At 66.3% G+C, this 16,745-nt stretch carries 14 protein-coding genes; 2 read left to right on the forward strand and 12 right to left on the reverse strand.

The features are described 5' to 3' along the window. Nucleotides 1–50 precede the first annotated feature (50 nt). Genes rfaD through ABRZ00_RS01020 form a run of 4 tightly spaced genes read right to left on the reverse strand, consistent with a single transcriptional unit; the run spans nucleotide 51 to nucleotide 3,534 of the window. Nucleotides 51–1,055: an ADP-glyceromanno-heptose 6-epimerase gene (rfaD, locus tag ABRZ00_RS01005; RefSeq protein WP_368641445.1), complete on the reverse strand. Its 1,005-nt coding sequence runs from the start codon at nucleotides 1,053–1,055 to the stop codon at nucleotides 51–53. Then, nucleotides 1,052–1,987 (reverse strand): D-glycero-beta-D-manno-heptose-7-phosphate kinase, encoded by a 936-nt coding sequence (rfaE1, locus tag ABRZ00_RS01010; protein ID WP_368641444.1) that lies wholly within the window; start codon nucleotides 1,985–1,987, stop codon nucleotides 1,052–1,054. The genes rfaD and rfaE1 overlap by 4 nt, the downstream gene beginning before the upstream one ends. Beyond that, complete coding sequence (gene lapB / locus ABRZ00_RS01015) at nucleotides 1,984–3,195, reverse strand: lipopolysaccharide assembly protein LapB (RefSeq protein ID WP_368641443.1); 1,212 nt, start codon at nucleotides 3,193–3,195, stop codon at nucleotides 1,984–1,986. Before lapB ends, rfaE1 begins: the two co-directional genes overlap by 4 nt. A gap of 15 nt (nucleotides 3,196–3,210) precedes the next feature. Beyond that, complete coding sequence (locus ABRZ00_RS01020) at nucleotides 3,211–3,534, reverse strand: lipopolysaccharide assembly protein LapA domain-containing protein (RefSeq protein ID WP_343835693.1); 324 nt, start codon at nucleotides 3,532–3,534, stop codon at nucleotides 3,211–3,213. A gap of 150 nt (nucleotides 3,535–3,684) precedes the next feature. Between ABRZ00_RS01020 and ABRZ00_RS01025 the strand changes: the two genes are divergently transcribed. Beyond that, nucleotides 3,685–4,563, forward strand: coding sequence for an MBL fold metallo-hydrolase (locus ABRZ00_RS01025; RefSeq protein WP_368641442.1), 879 nt, complete (start codon nucleotides 3,685–3,687; stop codon nucleotides 4,561–4,563). Nucleotides 4,564–4,659: 96 nt separating this feature from the next. On the opposite strand, the gene ABRZ00_RS01030 is transcribed toward ABRZ00_RS01025, so the two are convergent. The 8 genes from ABRZ00_RS01030 to gyrA form a co-directional block, all read right to left on the reverse strand. Beyond that, complete coding sequence (locus ABRZ00_RS01030; protein WP_343835930.1) at nucleotides 4,660–5,007, reverse strand: integration host factor subunit beta; 348 nt, start codon at nucleotides 5,005–5,007, stop codon at nucleotides 4,660–4,662. A gap of 8 nt (nucleotides 5,008–5,015) precedes the next feature. Then, nucleotides 5,016–6,728 (reverse strand): 30S ribosomal protein S1, encoded by a 1,713-nt coding sequence (gene rpsA, locus ABRZ00_RS01035; RefSeq protein WP_343835695.1) that lies wholly within the window; start codon nucleotides 6,726–6,728, stop codon nucleotides 5,016–5,018. Between the two features lie 107 nt (nucleotides 6,729–6,835). After that, nucleotides 6,836–8,848 (reverse strand): bifunctional 3-phosphoshikimate 1-carboxyvinyltransferase/cytidylate kinase, encoded by a 2,013-nt coding sequence (locus ABRZ00_RS01040; protein WP_368641441.1) that lies wholly within the window; start codon nucleotides 8,846–8,848, stop codon nucleotides 6,836–6,838. Continuing rightward, nucleotides 8,848–9,729, reverse strand: coding sequence for a prephenate dehydrogenase (locus tag ABRZ00_RS01045; RefSeq protein ID WP_368641440.1), 882 nt, complete (start codon nucleotides 9,727–9,729; stop codon nucleotides 8,848–8,850). The genes ABRZ00_RS01040 and ABRZ00_RS01045 overlap by 1 nt, the downstream gene beginning before the upstream one ends. Beyond that, entirely contained in the window at nucleotides 9,726–10,838 is a 1,113-nt protein-coding gene (hisC, locus tag ABRZ00_RS01050; RefSeq protein ID WP_368641439.1) for a histidinol-phosphate transaminase, read from the reverse strand. The genes ABRZ00_RS01045 and hisC overlap by 4 nt, the downstream gene beginning before the upstream one ends. A gap of 11 nt (nucleotides 10,839–10,849) precedes the next feature. Then, nucleotides 10,850–11,938, reverse strand: coding sequence for a prephenate dehydratase (gene pheA / locus ABRZ00_RS01055; RefSeq protein ID WP_368641438.1), 1,089 nt, complete (start codon nucleotides 11,936–11,938; stop codon nucleotides 10,850–10,852). Further along, complete coding sequence (gene serC / locus ABRZ00_RS01060) at nucleotides 11,931–13,061, reverse strand: 3-phosphoserine/phosphohydroxythreonine transaminase (RefSeq protein ID WP_368641437.1); 1,131 nt, start codon at nucleotides 13,059–13,061, stop codon at nucleotides 11,931–11,933. The genes pheA and serC overlap by 8 nt, the downstream gene beginning before the upstream one ends. Beyond that, a complete protein-coding gene (gene gyrA, locus ABRZ00_RS01065; RefSeq protein WP_368641436.1) occupies nucleotides 13,058–15,727 on the reverse strand; it encodes a DNA gyrase subunit A in 2,670 nt (889 codons plus the stop codon). The genes serC and gyrA overlap by 4 nt, the downstream gene beginning before the upstream one ends. Before the next feature lie 396 nt (nucleotides 15,728–16,123). Between gyrA and ompA the strand changes: the two genes are divergently transcribed. Further along, nucleotides 16,124–16,693: an outer membrane protein OmpA gene (gene ompA, locus ABRZ00_RS01070; protein ID WP_343835702.1), complete on the forward strand. Its 570-nt coding sequence runs from the start codon at nucleotides 16,124–16,126 to the stop codon at nucleotides 16,691–16,693. Nucleotides 16,694–16,745: the final 52 nt, after the last annotated feature.

The raw sequence follows: 16,745 nt of genomic DNA on the forward strand, positions 1-16,745 counted from the left end.
ACATGCGGCCGGGGATCGGCCGGCCGCTGCGATGCGGCACCTCGCCGGGATCAGCCGATCGCGAGTTTGCCGGATTCCAGCAGCCGGTTGACGTAGGCGTTCACCCCCGTCTGCACGTCGCTGAAGGCGCCCGTGTAGCCGGCGGCGCGCAGTTGCGTCAGATCGGCCTGGGTATGGCTCTGGTAGCGGCCCTTGAGATCGTCGGGGAAAGGGATGTAGCGCAGGTGTCCGCCCGCTTCCAGTTCCGGCAGCGGCAGGGCCAGTTGTCCCTGGGAGACGCGCAGGCTGTTGACCACCGTCTGGGCGACATCGTTGAAGGGCTGGGCGCGGCCGGTGCCGCAGTTGAAGATGCCGGAGACTTCCGGATGATCCAGGAAGTGCAGATTCACCTTGACCACATCGTCGATGAAGATGAAGTCGCGCTGCTGGCCGCCGTCCGGATACCCATCCCAGCCGCCGAACAGACGCACATGGCCCTCGTTCGCGTACTGGTTCATGTTATGGAAAGCCACCGACGCCATGCGGCCCTTGTGCTGTTCGCGCGGGCCATAGACGTTGAAATAGCGCAGGCCGACCACCTGGGCCGTCAGACGGTCCATGCGCCGGCGCAGCACCTGGTCGAACAGCAGTTTCGAATAGCCGTAGACATTCAGCGGCGATTCGCAATCCGGCGCCTCGACGTAGCGCGGGCCGGCTCCGTACACGGCAGCCGACGAGGCGTACAGGAAGGGGACTTCGCGCGCCTGGCAGTAGTCGAACAATTCCAGCGTCACGCGGAAGTTGTTGTCCATCATGAAACGGCCGTCGCGCTCCGTCGTGTCGGAACAGGCACCCTGATGAAACACCGCATCGGGACGGGGCAGTTCACCCGCCAGCACCCGGCGGCGGAACTCGTCTTTGTGCTGGTAGTCGGCGATGCCCAGGTCGACGAGGTTGCGGAACTTGTCTCCGTCGGTCAGGTCGTCGACCGCCAGGATGTCGGTCATGCCGCGGGCGTTCAAGCCACGGACCAGATTGCTGCCGATGAAGCCGGCCGCGCCGGTGACCACGATCATGATGACAATTCCTCTGAGGAGACGATGGAGGTGCCCAGCTTGCCGACGACGATGCCACCGGCGCGGTTGGCCCAGGTCATGGCCTCGAACCAATCCAGGCCGGCGGCCCGGGCGACCGCCAGGGTGGCCAGCACGGTATCGCCGGCGCCGGACACGTCGAAGACCTCGTGCGCCTGGGCATCCACGTGCTGGCGGCCCTGGGCGGTATACAGGGTCATGCCTTGTTCGGAACGGGTGATCAGCAGGCCTTCGAGATCCAGTTCCTGGCGCAAGGCCTGGGCGCGGCGCGTCAGGTCGTCTTCCGAATCCCAACGGCCGACGGCGTCCTGCATCTCGCTGCGGTTGGGCGTCACCAGGGTGGCCCCCCGGTAGCGCGGATAGCGGTGGCCCTTGGGATCGACCAACACCGGGATGCCGCGCGCCCGCGCCGCCTGGATCATGGGTTCGACGCGGGACAAAGCGCCCTTGGCATAGTCCGAGAGGACCAGCAGATCGTAGTCCGCCAGGACGGCGTCCAGGGCGGCGCCCAGCGCATCCAGCGCGCGCGCGCCCGGCCCCTGCTCGAAATCGACCCGCAACAACTGCTGCTGGCGGCCCAGCACCCGCATTTTCAGCGTGGTGTCCATGCCGTCGGCATCCTCGATCAGATGGTCGTGCACGCCGGCCTCCCGCGCCAGGGCGCGCACACGCGCCCCGGCCTCGTCGGCCCCGACCACGCCCAGCAAGCCGACCTGGGCGCCCAGGGCGACGATATTGCGGGCCACGTTGGCCGCTCCGCCCAGGCGGTCTTCCCGGCGGGCGACCCGCACCACGGGAACGGGGGCCTCGGGCGAGATGCGGTCGACTTCGCCAAACCAGTAGCGGTCCAGCATGATGTCTCCGGCAACGAGGATCCGGGCGGCGGCGGCCGCCCGGGCCGGGAATGAGCTCATCGAATTTCCTCCAGGCGGCGGGGCCGGTAGGTTTCCCAGGTATTGCAGCCCGGGCATTGCCAGTAATAGCGCCGCGCCTCGAAGCCGCACTGCTCGCAGGCGTAGCGGTCCAGGCGCTGTGTATGTTTGTGGATCATGCTGCGCAGCAGGCCCAGGTCGGCCCCCGGCACGAGGGGCTCGTCCGGAAGGGTCTCGGCGCCCTGGGCCAGTTCGACTTCCAGCAGGCGGTCCAGCCCCAGCAGCGAAGGATGGGCGCGCAGGGCCTTGCGGGCGAAGGCCCAGGCCGGCAGGGCGCCTTCCGAGGCGCGCAACGCGCGGAAGATGACGTTGAAGAGGTCCAGCGTCGGCAGCCGGTCATATTGTTCGCGCAACAACGACAGGCCTTCGGCGGCACGCCCCAGGGCGGCATGGCAATCGAGCAGCGGCTGGGCGACCAGGCCGGAAAACTCCGGGGCCGTCGTGAGGACGTCCTGGAGGTGTGCGCGTTGGGATTCCAGATCGCCGCGCAAGGCGGCCCAGCGGGCGCGCAGCATGCGCACGCGTGTTTCGGAGGCCGGTGTGGCACCGTTGCGGCGCGCGGCGTTTTCAGCGGCATCCAGCGCCTGGGCCGCAGCATCGAAATCGGGGCTCTTGGACTCCATCAGCGCCTGGGCCTGCTCGCAATGGTAGTGCGCCAACTGCGGCACGGACTCTTCGGTGCGGCTGCGCAACTGCTGGACGGCTTCGATCGCCTTGCCCCAATCGTGCTCGGCCTCATGGATGCGGACCAGCGCGCGCAACGCCTCCAGATCGTGGCGGGTCTGCAGCACCGCCCGGAAGCCCTGTTCGGCACGGTCGAGCATGCCGGCCTTGAAAAAATCCTGGGCCAGGGCCAACTGGGCGTTTTCGCGGTCCGGCACAGGCAGGTCTTCGCGCGAGAGCAGGCTCTGGTGCACGCGGATGGCGCGCTCGATTTCTCCGCGGCGGCGAAACAGGCTGCCCAAGGCGAAATGCAGTTCGGTGGTTTCCGGATCGAGCTTGGCGACTTCGACGAAGGCGTCGATGGCGCGGTCCGGCTGCTCGTTGAGCAAGAAGTTCAGGCCCTTGAAATAGGAATCGGGCAACGCCCGGGTCTCCGACAGCATCTGCCGGAAGTCGAACCGCGCCGCCAGCCAGCCCAGGCCGAACAGCACCGGCACGATGATCAGCCACCAGGTCTCGAAATCCACGGCCGGCCCCGGAATTTACAGGGGCGCCAGCGGCGCGATGGTGTCCGGGATCACCGGCGCGGAGGCCGCCTGGGGGTGTTCCAGGGCATCCTGGGCACGGGCGAGCTCGCGGCGCAGGCGGTTGATCTCGCGGCGGCGGCGCAACATGGAGGTGGCCGCAATGAGCAGACCGAAGACCACGCCCAGCACAAAGGCGGCAAGCATCACGACGATCAGCGGCACCTGACTGAAAACATGGTCGGCAAACAGGCCGACATCCACCGGCGCCGTGTTTTTCAGGGCGAAAAGCAGCACGATGACAAAGATCACCAGCCGCAGAATCCAGACCAGGTAGCGCATGTTTCAAGCTCCTCGGGGCAATCCTTCATTGTAAACGTAAAGCGCTCCCACGCCGTCCATGGCCGGCCAACCGGAACCCGGGATCAGCAGACGCCGCTTTGGCATACACTGACCCCTCTGCGAAACGCCGCGACCTTCCACAGGCACGCCATGTCTTCCTGCGCCGACATCCAGGCCTTCTTCGACGAGGCCACCCACACGGTCAGCTACCTCGTCTCCGATCCCCAGACCCGCCAGGCGGCCATCATCGATCCCGTCCTGGATTACGACCATGCCGGCGGCCAGGCGTCCACGATCTCGGCGGACCGCATCCTGGCTGCCGCCCGGGCGCGCGATCTGCGGATCGCATGGATTCTGGAGACACATGCGCATGCGGACCACTTGAGCGCGGCCCCCTATCTCAAGGAGCAGACAGGCGCGCCCGTGGCCATCGGCGAGCACATCCGCGACGTGCAGAAGATCTTTCGCGCCCGCTTCAATCTGGATGACGTCTCAGGGGACGGCAGCGAGTTCGACCGGCTGTTTCACGATGGCGACACCTTCGAACTCGGCGCACTGCTCATCGAGGTGCTGCACACGCCCGGCCACACGCCGGCGTGCGTGTCCTACCGCATCGGCAATGCCGTGTTCGTCGGAGACACCCTGTTCATGCCGGACTACGGGACTGCGCGCACCGACTTCCCGGGCGGGGACGCCCGGACGCTCTACCGGTCGATCCGGCGCCTGCTCGCGCTGCCGCCGCACACGCGCCTGTTCATGTGCCACGACTACAGGACGCCCGGGCGCAGCGCATACGAATGGGAATCATCCGTCGCCCGCCAGCGCAGGGACAATGTGCATGTGCGCGACGGCGTGAGCGCCGAGGCATTTGCCCAGATGCGCCGGCAGCGGGATGCTTCACTGCCGGCGCCCACGCTGCTGCTGCCCGCCATCCAGGTCAACATCCGCGCCGGCCGCCTGCCCGAAGCCGAATCCAACGGCGTGCGCTACCTGAAGATTCCAATCAGCCTCGCCACCCGCCAAGCCTGAAACGGCGCGCCGACGCAGGACGCAAGGGGCGGCCCGGCGACAAAAAAAATGCGGGGCCTCTTGCGAGGCACCGCATTTTTTCTGCGATGGCGCGACTCAGTCCATCATCCTGGCGTGATACAGATCGGCCACGGTGGCGGGTTCTTCGGCGTCGCCGCCATCGGGCCCCTGATCCACACGTTCGCGCAATTCCTTGCCCGGCTTGAAGTGCGGCACCAGCTTGGCGGGCACATGCACTTTTTCACCGGATTTCGGATTGCGCCCCACACGCGGCTGGCGCCGCGAGAGGGAAAAGCTGCCGAAGCCGCGAATCTCGATGCGCTGACCCTGGGCCAACGCATCGGCCATCGCGTCCAGGACTGTCTTGACTGCAAAGTCCATGTCGCGGGCCGCCAACTGAGGATAGCGGCCCGCCAGCACGGCGATGAGTTCGGACTTGGTCAGGCCGGGCATCACTCGTCGCGCTGCTGGTCGAGCTTGGCCTTCAGCAAGGCGCCCAGATTGGTGGTGCCCGAGGAGGCGCTGGCTTCGGTCATGCGCTGGATGGTTTCAGCCGTCTCGGCGTTGTCGCGGGCCTTGATCGACAACTGGATCGACCGCGCCTTGCGGTCGATGTTGATGATCATGGTTTCGACCTGATCGCCCGCGTGCAGAACCGTGGTGGCGTCCTCGACGCGACCGGCGGAGATTTCCGAGGCGCGCAGGTAGCCTTCGACGTCCACGGACAGCGTCACGACGGCGCCCTTGGGCTCGACGGACTTGACGGTACCCGTCATCACGGCGCCCTTGTCATAGGTGGCCACGAAGTTGTTGAACGGATCGCCTTCGAGCTGCTTGACGCCCAGGGAGATGCGTTCCTTGTCGGTGTCGATGCCCAGCACCACGGCGTCGATCTCGTCGCCCTTCTTGAAGTTGCGCACGGCTTCTTCGCCGGTTTCGGACCAGGAGATGTCGGACAGGTGCACCAGGCCGTCGATGCCGCCGGGCAGGCCGACGAACACGCCGAAGTCGGTGATCGACTTGATGGCGCCGTGAACCTTGTCGCCGCGCTTGAAGTTGGCGGCAAAATCTTCCCAGGGATTCGGGCGGCATTGCTTCATGCCCAACGAAATGCGGCGGCGGTCTTCGTCGATTTCCAGGACCATGACTTCGACTTCCTCGCCCAGGGTCACGACCTTGCGCGGATCGACGTTCTTGTTGGTCCAGTCCATTTCGGACACGTGCACCAGGCCTTCGATGCCGGCCTCGACCTCAACGAACGCACCGTAGTCGGTCAGGTTGGTGACCTTGCCGAACAGGCGGGTGCCTTGCGGGTAGCGGCGGCCCAGGCCGATCCAGGGATCTTCGCCCAGTTGCTTGACGCCCAGCGACACGCGGGACTTTTCCTGGTCGAACTTGAGGACCTTGGCTTCGATCTCCTGACCCACCTGCAGCACTTCGGAGGGGTGGCGGACACGGCGCCAGGCCATGTCGGTGATGTGCAGCAGGCCGTCGATGCCGCCCAGATCCACGAACGCGCCGTAGTCGGTGATGTTCTTGACGATCCCCTTGACGATGGCGCCCTCGTGCAACGTTTCGAGCAGCTTTTCGCGCTCTTCGCCCATGCTGGCTTCGAGCACGGCGCGGCGCGACAACACGACGTTGTTGCGCTTGCGGTCGAGCTTGATGACCTTGAATTCGAGGGTCTTGCCTTCGTAGGGGGTGGTGTCCTTGACGGGACGCAGGTCGACCAGGGAACCCGGCAGGAAGGCGCGGATGCCGTTGGTCATGACCGTCAGGCCGCCCTTGACCTTGCCGGTGATGGTGCCGTTGACCAGTTCGCCGGATTCCAGGGCTTGCTCGAGCTGCAGCCAGGCCGACAGGCGCTTGGCGCGATCGCGCGACAGGATCGTATCGCCGTAGCCGTTTTCCAGGGAATCGATGGCGACGGAGACGAAGTCGCCGTCTTGCACTTCCAGGTCGCCCTGGTCATTCAGGAATTCTTCGAGGGGAATATAGGCTTCGGATTTGAGGCCGGCATTGACCACGACGAAATTGTGATCGACGCGCACGACTTCGGCGGAGATGACCTCGCCGGAGCGCATGTTTTGATCTTTGATGCTGGCGGCAAACAGATCGGCGAAGCTCTCGCCGCCCAGGGCGGCTTCAGTGGTAAGGGTGGACATGAACGATTGATCCATACGCCCCGAAGGGCAGTCATGACACGCCAGGCACATGCCCGGCGGAGTGAAAAACAATCCCGCCCGAAGAAAACGCCGTAGACGGCGGCCCCTCAGGCAGGCCCGCGTGCGGACCAGAGATCCAGCACTTGACGCACCACGTCATCGATCCCTTGATGGGACGAATCCACGGTCACCGCATCCGCCGCCGCGACGAGCGGCGCATGCGCCCGACCCCGGTCGCGCGCATCGCGCGCCCGAAGGTCTTGCAAAAGGTCGTCTAGGTTAGCAGAAAAACCCTTGTCCTTCAACTGCTTATAGCGCCGTTGCGCCCGCACTTCGACGTCCGCGTCGAGGAAGATCTTCAAAGGGGCATCGGGAAAGACCACGGTGCCCATGTCGCGCCCGTCGCCCACCAGGCCCGGCGCCTGCCGGAAGGCCCTCTGGCACGCCAGCAGCGCCTCGCGCACGGCGGGCCAGGCGGCCACGCGCGACGCCAGATTGCCGACTTCTTCCTGGCGGATCAGCGCGCTGACGTCCTCGCCGCCCATCAGGATGGCATCCGGCTCGAAACGGATGTCCAGGCTTCGCGCCAGCCGGGCGGCCTGCGCTTCGTCGGCGCCGTCCCCGCCTTCGCGCAACACGGCCAGGGCGGTCAGGCGATAGAGCGCGCCGCTATCCAGCACATGCCAGCCCAGGGCCTGGGCCACCTTCTGGGCGATCGTTCCCTTGCCCGAGGCCGTCGGGCCATCGATGGTGATGACGGGCGCGGGCGCCGCGCCGCCGCGCTCCACGCCCAGCAAACGGTGGAAGTCCGTGAAGTAGTCCGGGTAAGTCTTGCTGACGCAGCCCGGATCCAGGATGGTGACCGACACGGGGCCGAACGCCGCCAGCGAAAAACACATCGCCATGCGGTGGTCGTCGTAGGTGCGGATCTCGGCGGCGCGCCAATCGCCGGCCGGCAAGGGATGGACGGTCAGGCTGTCCGCATCGGATTCCACGCGCGCACCCAGACGGGCCAGTTCGGCATGCATGGCGGCGATGCGGTCGGTTTCCTTGACCCGCCAACTGGCGATGTTGCGCAGCCTGCACGGGCCATCGGCATACAAGGCCAGCACGGCGGCGGTCATGGCGGCATCGGGAATCAGGTTGAAATCCCGGTCGAACGCCCGGAGCCGCCCGCCATCGGCCACGGCGCGGCCGCTCACCACCAGCGCATCGGCCTCGCGCTCGACCCGGGCGCCCATGGCCTCGACCACCTCGGCAAACGCCACATCGCCCTGGATGCTGTCTCCGCCTACGCCTTCGATGCGGACCGGACCGCCCGCGATGGCCCCCAGCCCCAGAAAGTACGACGCGGACGAAGCATCGCCCTCGATGCGGTAGCGGCCCGGAGCGCGGTAACGCGCATCGGCCGGGATGATGAAGCGTTGCCAGCCCTCGCGCCGCACGCAGACGCCGAAGCGTTCCATCAGGTTCAAAGTGATCAGGATGTACGGCTTGGAGATCAGCGGCCCGTCCAGTTCGATGACGACGTCGCGGCCGGCGCGGCGGGCCGCGATCGGCGCGGCCATCAGCAGCGCCGTCAGGAACTGGCTGGACACGGCGCCGCGCACCCTCACGGGCCGGCTCACATCGAGCCGTCCCCGGCCGATGCACAGCGGCGGGTAGCCCTCCCGTCCCTCATAGGCGATCTCGCAACCCAGGCTGCGCAAGGCATCGACCAGATCACCGATGGGCCGCTCGTGCATGCGCGGCACGCCGGACAGGCGGTAATCACCGCCCATCATCGCCAGCGCGGCCGTCAACGGCCGGAAGGCCGTGCCCGCGTTGCCCAGGAACAGGTCAGCCCGTTTCTGCGGCCAGTCGGCGGCACCCTCCAGGCACACCCGCCCTTCGTCCTGGCGCAGGTCCAGGCCAAGCGCCCGCAGGGCGGCCTGCATGACCCGCGTGTCGTCGGAATCGAGCAGACCCTCCAGCCCGGTCGTGCCTTCGGCCAATGCCGCCAGCAGCAGCGCGCGGTTGGAGATGCTTTTGGAACCCGGCAGCGTCACCGCGCCGCGCGCATGCGCAGCCGGTGCAAGGCGCAGGAAAGGTTCGCGCGCATCGGCGCCGGTCGTGGTCATTACATCTGGCTCCTGCCGCCCCAGAACCGGCGGGCGAGTGCCGCCTGTTCGAGCAAGGCTTCAAGCGCGGCGGGGTCGGGGTCGCCTTCGAGGGTCGCCCGCAATGCCTGCAGCGCCTGGTCGAACCCGTCCAGTTCGCGCAGCACCGCCGCCCGGTTGGAAAGAAAAATATCGCGCCAGACCTCGGCGGAGCCCGCCGCGATCCGGGTGAAATCCCGGAAGCCCGTGCCGGCCAGATTCAGTCGCGTGTCGGCATCCTCGGCATGGACGATCTGCGCCATGTAGGCGGCTGCCAGGAAATGCGGCACGTGACTGACCGCCGCCAGCGCCCGGTCATGCGCCTCGGGCGTCATCAATGCGATCCGCGCGCCGCAGGCTTCCCAGACCCGGATCAAACGGTGCTGGAGCAGGCCGGGCGTATCCTCGAAGGGGGTCAGCACGACCTTGCGGCCGTGATACAGCATGGGATCGGCCGCTTCGGGGCCGGCCATCTCGGAACCCGCGATGGGATGGCCGGGGATGAATTGCGTATGGCGGTCGCCCAGGATTTCCCGGGCCATGCGCGCCACGTCGGACTTGGTGCTGCCGGCATCGGTGATGAGCGTATCGGGCCGCAGCATCGGCGCCAGTTCCTGCAGGATCGGCGCCAGGGCGCCCACCGGGGTGGCAAGGAAGATCAGGTCGGCCTGTGCGGCCGCCTGGGAGAGGTCGGCGATCTCGTCGATCAGGCCCAGGTCGCGCGCACGCTGCAGCGAGGCCGGATTGCGCCCGACGCCCAGCACCCGGCCCGCCTGCCCCACCCTGCGCAGGGCCGCCGCGAACGAGCCGCCGATCAGCCCCGTGCCGACGACGGCCAGCACCGGAACCAGTGCGTTGCTCATGCCTGCAGCACGGCCTTCAGGGCGTCGAGAAGACGGGCGTTTTCCTGAGGCAGCCCGATGCTGACCCGCAGATGCTCGGGCAGGCCGTCGCCGGCCACGGACCGCACGATGACGCCCCGACGCAGAAGCTCGCCATTGACGCGCGCGGCATCCCCCACCCGCACCAGAACGAAATTCGTGTGGCTGGGCACGAATTCCAGCCCCAGTGCGGCAAAGCCGTCTTGCAGTTGCGCGCGGCCGGCCCGGTTCAAGGCGTAGGTCCGGGCCAGGAAATCGGTGTCCTCCAGGGCGACGCGCGCGGCGAGCTGGGCCAGCGCGTTGACGTTGAAGGGCTGGCGCACCCGGTTGAGCAGATCGGTGAGCCCCGGCTGCGCCAGCGCATAGCCCACCCGCAGCCCGGCCAGACCGTAGGCCTTGGAAAAGGTCCGTGTGACGATCAGGTTGGGAAACTCGCGCACCCACTGCGCGCTGTCCGTCCGTTCGTCGGGATCCAGGTATTCGTCGTAGGCCTCGTCCAGCAGGACGGTCACGTGTTCCCCGTGCCGTTCCCTGACGGCGGCCAGAAACGCCCGCACATGAGGGCCGGGTACGTGGGTGCCGGTGGGATTGTTCGGATTGGCAATGAAGACCAGCCGCGTGTCGGGCTCGATCGCCGCCAGCATGGCGTCCAGGTCGTGGCCGTAGTCTCGCGCCGGCACCATCAGGTGGCGGGCGCCCCGGGCCTGAGTGCTGAGACGGTAAACCACGAACGCATGCTGCGCGTAGACGGCGGAGGTGCCCTCATCCAGCAGCGCCAGGGAAGCGAGCTCCAGCAGATCGTTGGAGCCATTGCCCAGCGTGATCCAATCGGCCGGCACCTGGTGGCGCGCCGCGAGGTCGGCCTTCAGGTCGAAGCCGCTGGGGTCGGGATAGCGGCCATGCAGGACGCCGACGGCCTCGCGAAGCGCCGCGCGCACGCGATCCGAGCAACCCAGCGGGTTTTCATTGGACGCGAGCTTGATGATGCCGGCAGGATCCAGCCCGTATTCGCGGGCAAGCTCTTCGATCGGCTTGCCGGCCTGGTAGGGAGCGATGGCCCGGATGTGGGCGGGGGCCAGGGAATCAGTCATGGAGGCGGGCCTCATTGCCGGGGATAGGACCCCAGAACCTTGAAAAAAGCGACCTGTTGGCGCAGTTCGTCCAGCGCCTGGGCGACGGGACCGTCATCCCGGTGGCCGAGCAGATCGACGTAGAAATAGTATTCCCACTGGCCGGTTCGGGCGGGACGCGATTCGAGGCGCGTCATGGACACGCCATGCCGGGACAGCGGCGCCAGCATGTCGTAGACGGCGCCGGCGCGGTTCGGCACGGCCAGGACCAGACTGGTCTTGTCCCGCCCGGTCGGGCCGGCATCGTGCGGCCCGACGGCCACGAAACGGGTCTGGTTCTGGGGGTCGTCCTGGATCCCGCTGGCCACGGCGCTCAAGCCCCAGGCCGCGGCGGCCGTGTCCCCGGCGATCGCCGCACAGGCAGGGTCTTCGGAAGCCTGGCGCGCGGCCTGCGCATTGCTGGCCACGGGCACGCGCTCAAGCTCTGGATGATTGCGGCTGAGCCAGGCCTGGCACTGCGCCAGGGCCTGGGAATGCCCCAGCACCCGGGTGACGCCTTCCAGCCCGCCGGTCAGGGTGAGCAGATTGTGGTGAATGCGGATGGTGCGCTCGCCCAGAACCTTCAGCGAGGAGTTCAGCAGCAGGTCCAGGCTGCGGTTGACCGCGCCCTCGGTGGAGTTTTCAACCGGAACCATGCCGACGTCCGCCTGCCCGGCCTCGACGGCGCGGAAGACTTCGTCGAAGGACTCGCAGCGCAGACCAGTGATGGCATGACCGAAGTGCTCGTAGGCCGCCTGTTCGGAAAACGAACCCTGCGGCCCCAGGAAGGCGACGGTCAGCACGCTTTCCAGGCCACGGCAGGTCGAGATGACCTGGCGCCAGATGGCGGCGACGGCCTCTTCCGGAATCGGCCCGTCGTTGTCCGACTGCAAGCGCCGGATGATCAGGGCCTCGCGCTCGGGTTTGAGAATCGGCCCGGCGGCGTCGAAAGCCTTCTTGATCTCGCCGACTTCCAGGGCCGCGCGCGCGCGTTGATTGAGCAAGTCCAGAATCTGCGTATCCAGCACGTCGATGCGCTGGCGCAGCGGCTCAAGCCGGGACTGGAGCGTGTCATCAGCCATGGCGGGCCTCGAAGTCTTTGAGAAAGTCGATCAGGGCCTGCACGCCCTCAATGGGCATGGCGTTGTACAGCGAAGCCCGCATGCCGCCCACCGCCTTGTGGCCCTTGAGGGCCAGCAGCCCGGCCGCCTCGGATTCGGCCAGGAAGACCGCATTCAGCGACTCGTCGCGCAGGAAGAACGGCACGTTCATGCGCGAACGGCAGGCCGGCGCGATGCGGTTTTCATAGAGCCCGGAGTTGTCCAGATAGTCGTACAGCGCGCGCGACTTGCGTTCGCTGGCGGCATCCATGGCCGCCACTCCGCCCTGGCGCAATAACCATTTGAAGACCAGACCCGCGATGTAGATGGCGTAGGTCGGCGGCGTATTGAACATGGACTGGGCGCCGGCCACGTTGGCGTAATCGAACACCGACGGGCAATAGGGCAACGCATGGCCGATCAGATCCTTGCGCACGAACGTCAGCGTCACCCCCGCCGGCCCGGCGTTCTTCTGTGCGCCGGCGTAGACCATACCGACGCGCGAAAAGTCGATGGGACGCGACAGGATGTTGGACGACATGTCGGCCACCAGCGGCACATCGGGCGCCCCCAGGGCGGCCATGTCGGGCATGACGGGCTGCTCGACGCCGCCGATGGTCTCGTTGGCGCACAGATGCAGATAGGCGGCGTCGGGACGGACCCGCCATTGGGCATGATCCGGCAGCCAGCACCAGGGACCGTACGCGCGGCCGCCCGCGACGGTCCCGGATTCGGCCGTGGCGGCGACGGCGATATCACCGTAGCGCGCGGCCTCGTTGAAAGACTTGCGCGCCCAATGGCCGCTCAGGACGTAATCCGCCCGGCCGGCACCAGCGCGGCCGATCAGGTTCAGCGGCACGATGGCGTTCTGCGCCGAGGCGCCGCCCTGCATGAAAAGCACCTCGAAATCATCGGGCACCGACAGCAGCGCGCGCAGATCGGCCTCGGCCTCGTCGCGGATGCGGCTGTAATGCTTGCCGCGATGGCTCATTTCCATCACCGAGGTGCCGCTGCCCTGCCAATCGCACATTTCGGCGGCCGCCTGCTGCAGGACTTCGAGCGGCAGGGTCGAAGGCCCTGCGGCAAAATTCCAGGGGCGTCTCATTCTTGCGCCTCACCAGCCCGGGATGCCGCCGGACCGCTGGAAGCCGGATCGGCGTCCTCTGCCGATCCGGGCGCGTCTTCGTTCTCGTCCTCGTCGGCATCGCTTTCGACCACGCGGCGCACTCCGGACAAGCGGCTGTCATCGTCCACGTTGATCAGCGTGACCCCCTGTGTGGCGCGGCCCATCTCGCGGATTTCGGACACCCGCGTGCGCACCAGCACGCCGCCGGTCGTGATGAGCATGATCTCGTCCTCGGGCTGCACCAGCACGGCGCTGACGACCTTGCCGTTGCGCGCCGAAGTCTGGATGGCGATCATGCCCTTGGTGCCGCGCCCATGGCGCGTGTACTCGACGATGGACGTGCGCTTGCCGTAGCCGTTCTCGGTGGCCGTCAGCACGCTCTGGGTTTCATCCTCGGCCACCAGCAAGGCAATCACGGCCTGTCCTTCCTCGAGCGACATGCCGCGCACGCCGCGCGCCGTGCGGCCCATCGGGCGCACGTCGTTCTCGTCGAAGCGCACGGCCTTGCCGGCATCCGAGAACAGCATCACGTCGTGCTGGCCATCGGTCAGTTCGGCGCCGATCAGGAAATCGCCCTCGTCCAGGCCCACGGCGATGATGCCGGCCTTGCGGGGATTGGAGAAATCCGACAGCGGCGTCTTCTTGACCGTTCCGCGCGACGTGGCCATGAAGACGTAGTGATCCTCGCTGAAGGCCTTGACCGACAGCACCACCGTGATGGTTTCGCCATCGACCAGCGGGAACATGTTGACGATGGGGCGGCCGCGCGAATTGCGCGACCCCTGGGGCACTTCCCAGACCTTGAGCCAGTAGACGCGGCCCCGGTCGGAGAAACACAGCAGGTAGTCGTGCGTATTGGCGATGAAAAGCTGGTCGATCCAGTCGTCTTCCTTGGTCGCGGTGGCCTGCTTGCCGCGCCCGCCGCGCTTCTGCGCCCGGTACTCGGAAAGCGGCTGGCTCTTGATGTAGCCGCTGCGCGACAACGTCACGACCATATCCATGGGCGTGATGAGGTCTTCGGTTTCAAGCTCGGTGGCGTTGTATTCGATCTCCGAGCGGCGCCGGTCATTGCTGGCGTTGGAGAACTCGGCGCGCACCGCCTGCAGCTCGTCGCTGATGATCGAGGTGACCCGCTCCGGACGCGCCAGGATGTCCAGCAGGTCGGCGATGGTCTCCATGATCTCGCGGTATTCGCCGACGATCTTGTCCTGCTCCAGGCCGGTCAGGCGCTGCAGGCGCATGTTCAGGATTTCCTGGGCCTGGACCTCGGAGAGGCGGTACTGGCCGTCGGCCTGCAGGCCGTATTGCTGATCCAGGCCGTCCGGGCGGTAGGCCGCCCGGCCGCCCGAGGCGACATTGCCATCGGCGCGCTCGAGCATCTCGCGCACCAGGGACGAGTCCCAGGTGCGTTCCATCAAGGCCTGGCGTGCCACCGGCGGCGTGGGCGCGGCCTTGATGATGGCGATGAAATCGTCGATATTGGCCAGGGCCACCGCCAGGCCCTCCAGCACGTGGCCGCGTTCCCGGGCCTTGCGCAGTTGGAAGATGGTGCGGCGGGTGACGACCTCGCGGCGGTGCTGAAGGAAATACTGCACCAGTTGCTTCAGATTCAGCAGGCGCGGCTGGCCGTCGACCAGCGCCACCATGTTCATGCCGAAGGTTTCCTGAAGCTGGGTGTTTTTATAGAGATTGTTCAGGACGACCTCGGGAACCTCGCCGCGCTTGAGCTCGATGACCAGGCGCATGCCGTCCTTGTCCGACTCATCGCGGATGTCGGAGATCCCCTCGATCCTTTTTTCGTTGACCAGATCGGCGATGCGCTCTTGCAGGGATTTCTTGTTCACCTGGTAGGGAATGGCGTCGACGATGATGGCCTGGCGGTTGCCGCGCTCCATGTCCTCGAAGTGGACCTTGGCGCGCATGATCACCCGCCCGCGCCCGGTGCGATAGCCCTCGCGCACGCCGGCCATGCCGTAGATGATGCCGCCGGTGGGAAAATCCGGCGCGGGAATGCGTTCGATCAGTTCGTCGATGGTGCAGTCGGGATTGCGCAGGCAGTACAGGCAGCCCTCGACGACCTCGGACAGGTTGTGGGGCGGGATGTTGGTCGCCATGCCCACCGCGATTCCGGCGCTGCCGTTGACCAGCAGATTGGGCAGGCGCGATGGCAGCAGCAGGGGCTCATGTTCGCTGCCGTCGTAGTTGGGGCCGAAATCCACGGTTTCCTGGTCGATGTCGGCGAGCAGCTCGTGGGCGATCTTCGACAGCCGGACTTCGGTATAGCGCATGGCCGCCGCGCTGTCGCCATCGATCGAGCCGAAGTTGCCCTGGCCATCGACCAGCATGTAGCGCAGCGAGAAATCCTGCGCCATGCGCACGATGGTTTCATAAACGGCCGAGTCACCATGAGGGTGGTATTTACCGATCACGTCCCCGACGATACGCGCGGACTTCTTGTAAGCGCGGTTCCAGTCGTTGTTCAGTTCGTGCATGGCGAACAGCACCCGCCGGTGCACGGGCTTGAGCCCGTCGCGCACATCGGGCAGGGCACGCCCCACGATCACGCTCATCGCGTAATCCAGGTAACTGCGCCGCATTTCGTCTTCGAGCGAAATGGGCAAGGTCTCTTTGGCGAAGGAATCCATGGCGTATCCGAAAAACCTACAGGCTTGAATGACTGGACCGGATGGCAGTCGGCCAATCGGTGATTCTATCATTCGCCCCGAGGCCTCTGGCGGTGCGGGACGGACGGACCGCCGCCGGGCCTAAAGCCTCGGCTCAGGTATTGAATCATCCCGGGTGTTGCGAAAAGCCTACACCGAGCCACCTCCATGGCTGTAAAACACGCCCAGAGGGCGCGCTAAGGGTTTTGTGCTTAACCCGGCAAGGGAAAATGCCTTAAGATTTCGGCTAACACGCATGAAACCCAGCGCAACTCAGAGCACTCCAACTCGACATTGCTATACTGGAAGCGTTCTTTCGATATGCGGCGGGGGTTCGCTGCGGTCACTTTCAAGCATCATGCTCAAACGAGGAGAAACATGAACAAACCCTCCAAAATCGCTATTGGACTCGCCATTGCTGCCATGGCCGCCGTCGGTACCGCTTCGGCGTCCGACAACTGGACCAACGTCGACGGCCATGTCTGGAAAGACGCGAGCGGCGAAAACTGCTGGCGCGATGCATTCTGGACGCCGGCTACCGCCGCTGAAGGCTGCGGCAAGCCCGTCGCCGAAGCGCCCGTTGTTGCCCCGACCGCCAGCAAGGTCGTCCTGAACGCCGACACCTTCTTCGACTTCGACAAGGCCACTCTGAAGCCCGAAGGCAAGCAAGTGCTGGATCAAGTCGCCCAGCAAGCCGGTTCCGTCAACCTGGAAACGGTCATCGCCACCGGCCACACCGACTCCATCGGTACCGAAGCCTACAACCAGGGGCTGTCCGAGCGCCGCGCCAACACGGTCAAGCAGTACCTGATCAGCAAGGGCGTGCCGGCTGACCGCATCTACGCCGAAGGCAAGGGCGAACTGCAACCCGTCGCGTCCAACAAGACTCGCGAAGGCCGCGCCCAGAACCGTCGCGTGGAAATCGAAATCGTCGGTACCCGCAAGTAATATCCGCTGGCCGCACGAAACCGCCGCGCCTCGCGCGCGGCGGATACAATAG

It is taken from the genome of Castellaniella ginsengisoli, assembly GCF_040955415.1.
GTDB lineage: Bacteria > Pseudomonadota > Gammaproteobacteria > Burkholderiales > Burkholderiaceae_B > Castellaniella > Castellaniella ginsengisoli.

Excerpts from the sequence above, each read along its gene's own strand:
- serC (WP_368641437.1), bottom strand. The coding sequence starts at position 13,061 with ATGAGACGCCCCTGGAATTTTGCCGCAGGGCCTTCGACCCTGCCGCTC.
- rfaE1 (WP_368641444.1), bottom strand. The coding sequence starts at position 1,987 with ATGAGCTCATTCCCGGCCCGGGCGGCCGCCGCCGCCCGGATCCTCGTT.
- hisC (WP_368641439.1), bottom strand. The coding sequence starts at position 10,838 with ATGACTGATTCCCTGGCCCCCGCCCACATCCGGGCCATCGCTCCCTAC.
- ompA (WP_343835702.1), top strand. The coding sequence starts at position 16,124 with ATGAACAAACCCTCCAAAATCGCTATTGGACTCGCCATTGCTGCCATG.
- pheA (WP_368641438.1), bottom strand. The coding sequence starts at position 11,938 with ATGGCTGATGACACGCTCCAGTCCCGGCTTGAGCCGCTGCGCCAGCGC.
- ABRZ00_RS01020 (WP_343835693.1), bottom strand. The coding sequence starts at position 3,534 with ATGCGCTACCTGGTCTGGATTCTGCGGCTGGTGATCTTTGTCATCGTG.
- ABRZ00_RS01025 (WP_368641442.1), top strand. The coding sequence starts at position 3,685 with ATGTCTTCCTGCGCCGACATCCAGGCCTTCTTCGACGAGGCCACCCAC.
- gyrA (WP_368641436.1), bottom strand. The coding sequence starts at position 15,727 with ATGGATTCCTTCGCCAAAGAGACCTTGCCCATTTCGCTCGAAGACGAA.
- ABRZ00_RS01045 (WP_368641440.1), bottom strand. The coding sequence starts at position 9,729 with ATGAGCAACGCACTGGTTCCGGTGCTGGCCGTCGTCGGCACGGGGCTG.
- rpsA (WP_343835695.1), bottom strand. The coding sequence starts at position 6,728 with ATGTCCACCCTTACCACTGAAGCCGCCCTGGGCGGCGAGAGCTTCGCC.
- ABRZ00_RS01040 (WP_368641441.1), bottom strand. The coding sequence starts at position 8,848 with ATGACCACGACCGGCGCCGATGCGCGCGAACCTTTCCTGCGCCTTGCA.
- rfaD (WP_368641445.1), bottom strand. The coding sequence starts at position 1,055 with ATGATCGTGGTCACCGGCGCGGCCGGCTTCATCGGCAGCAATCTGGTC.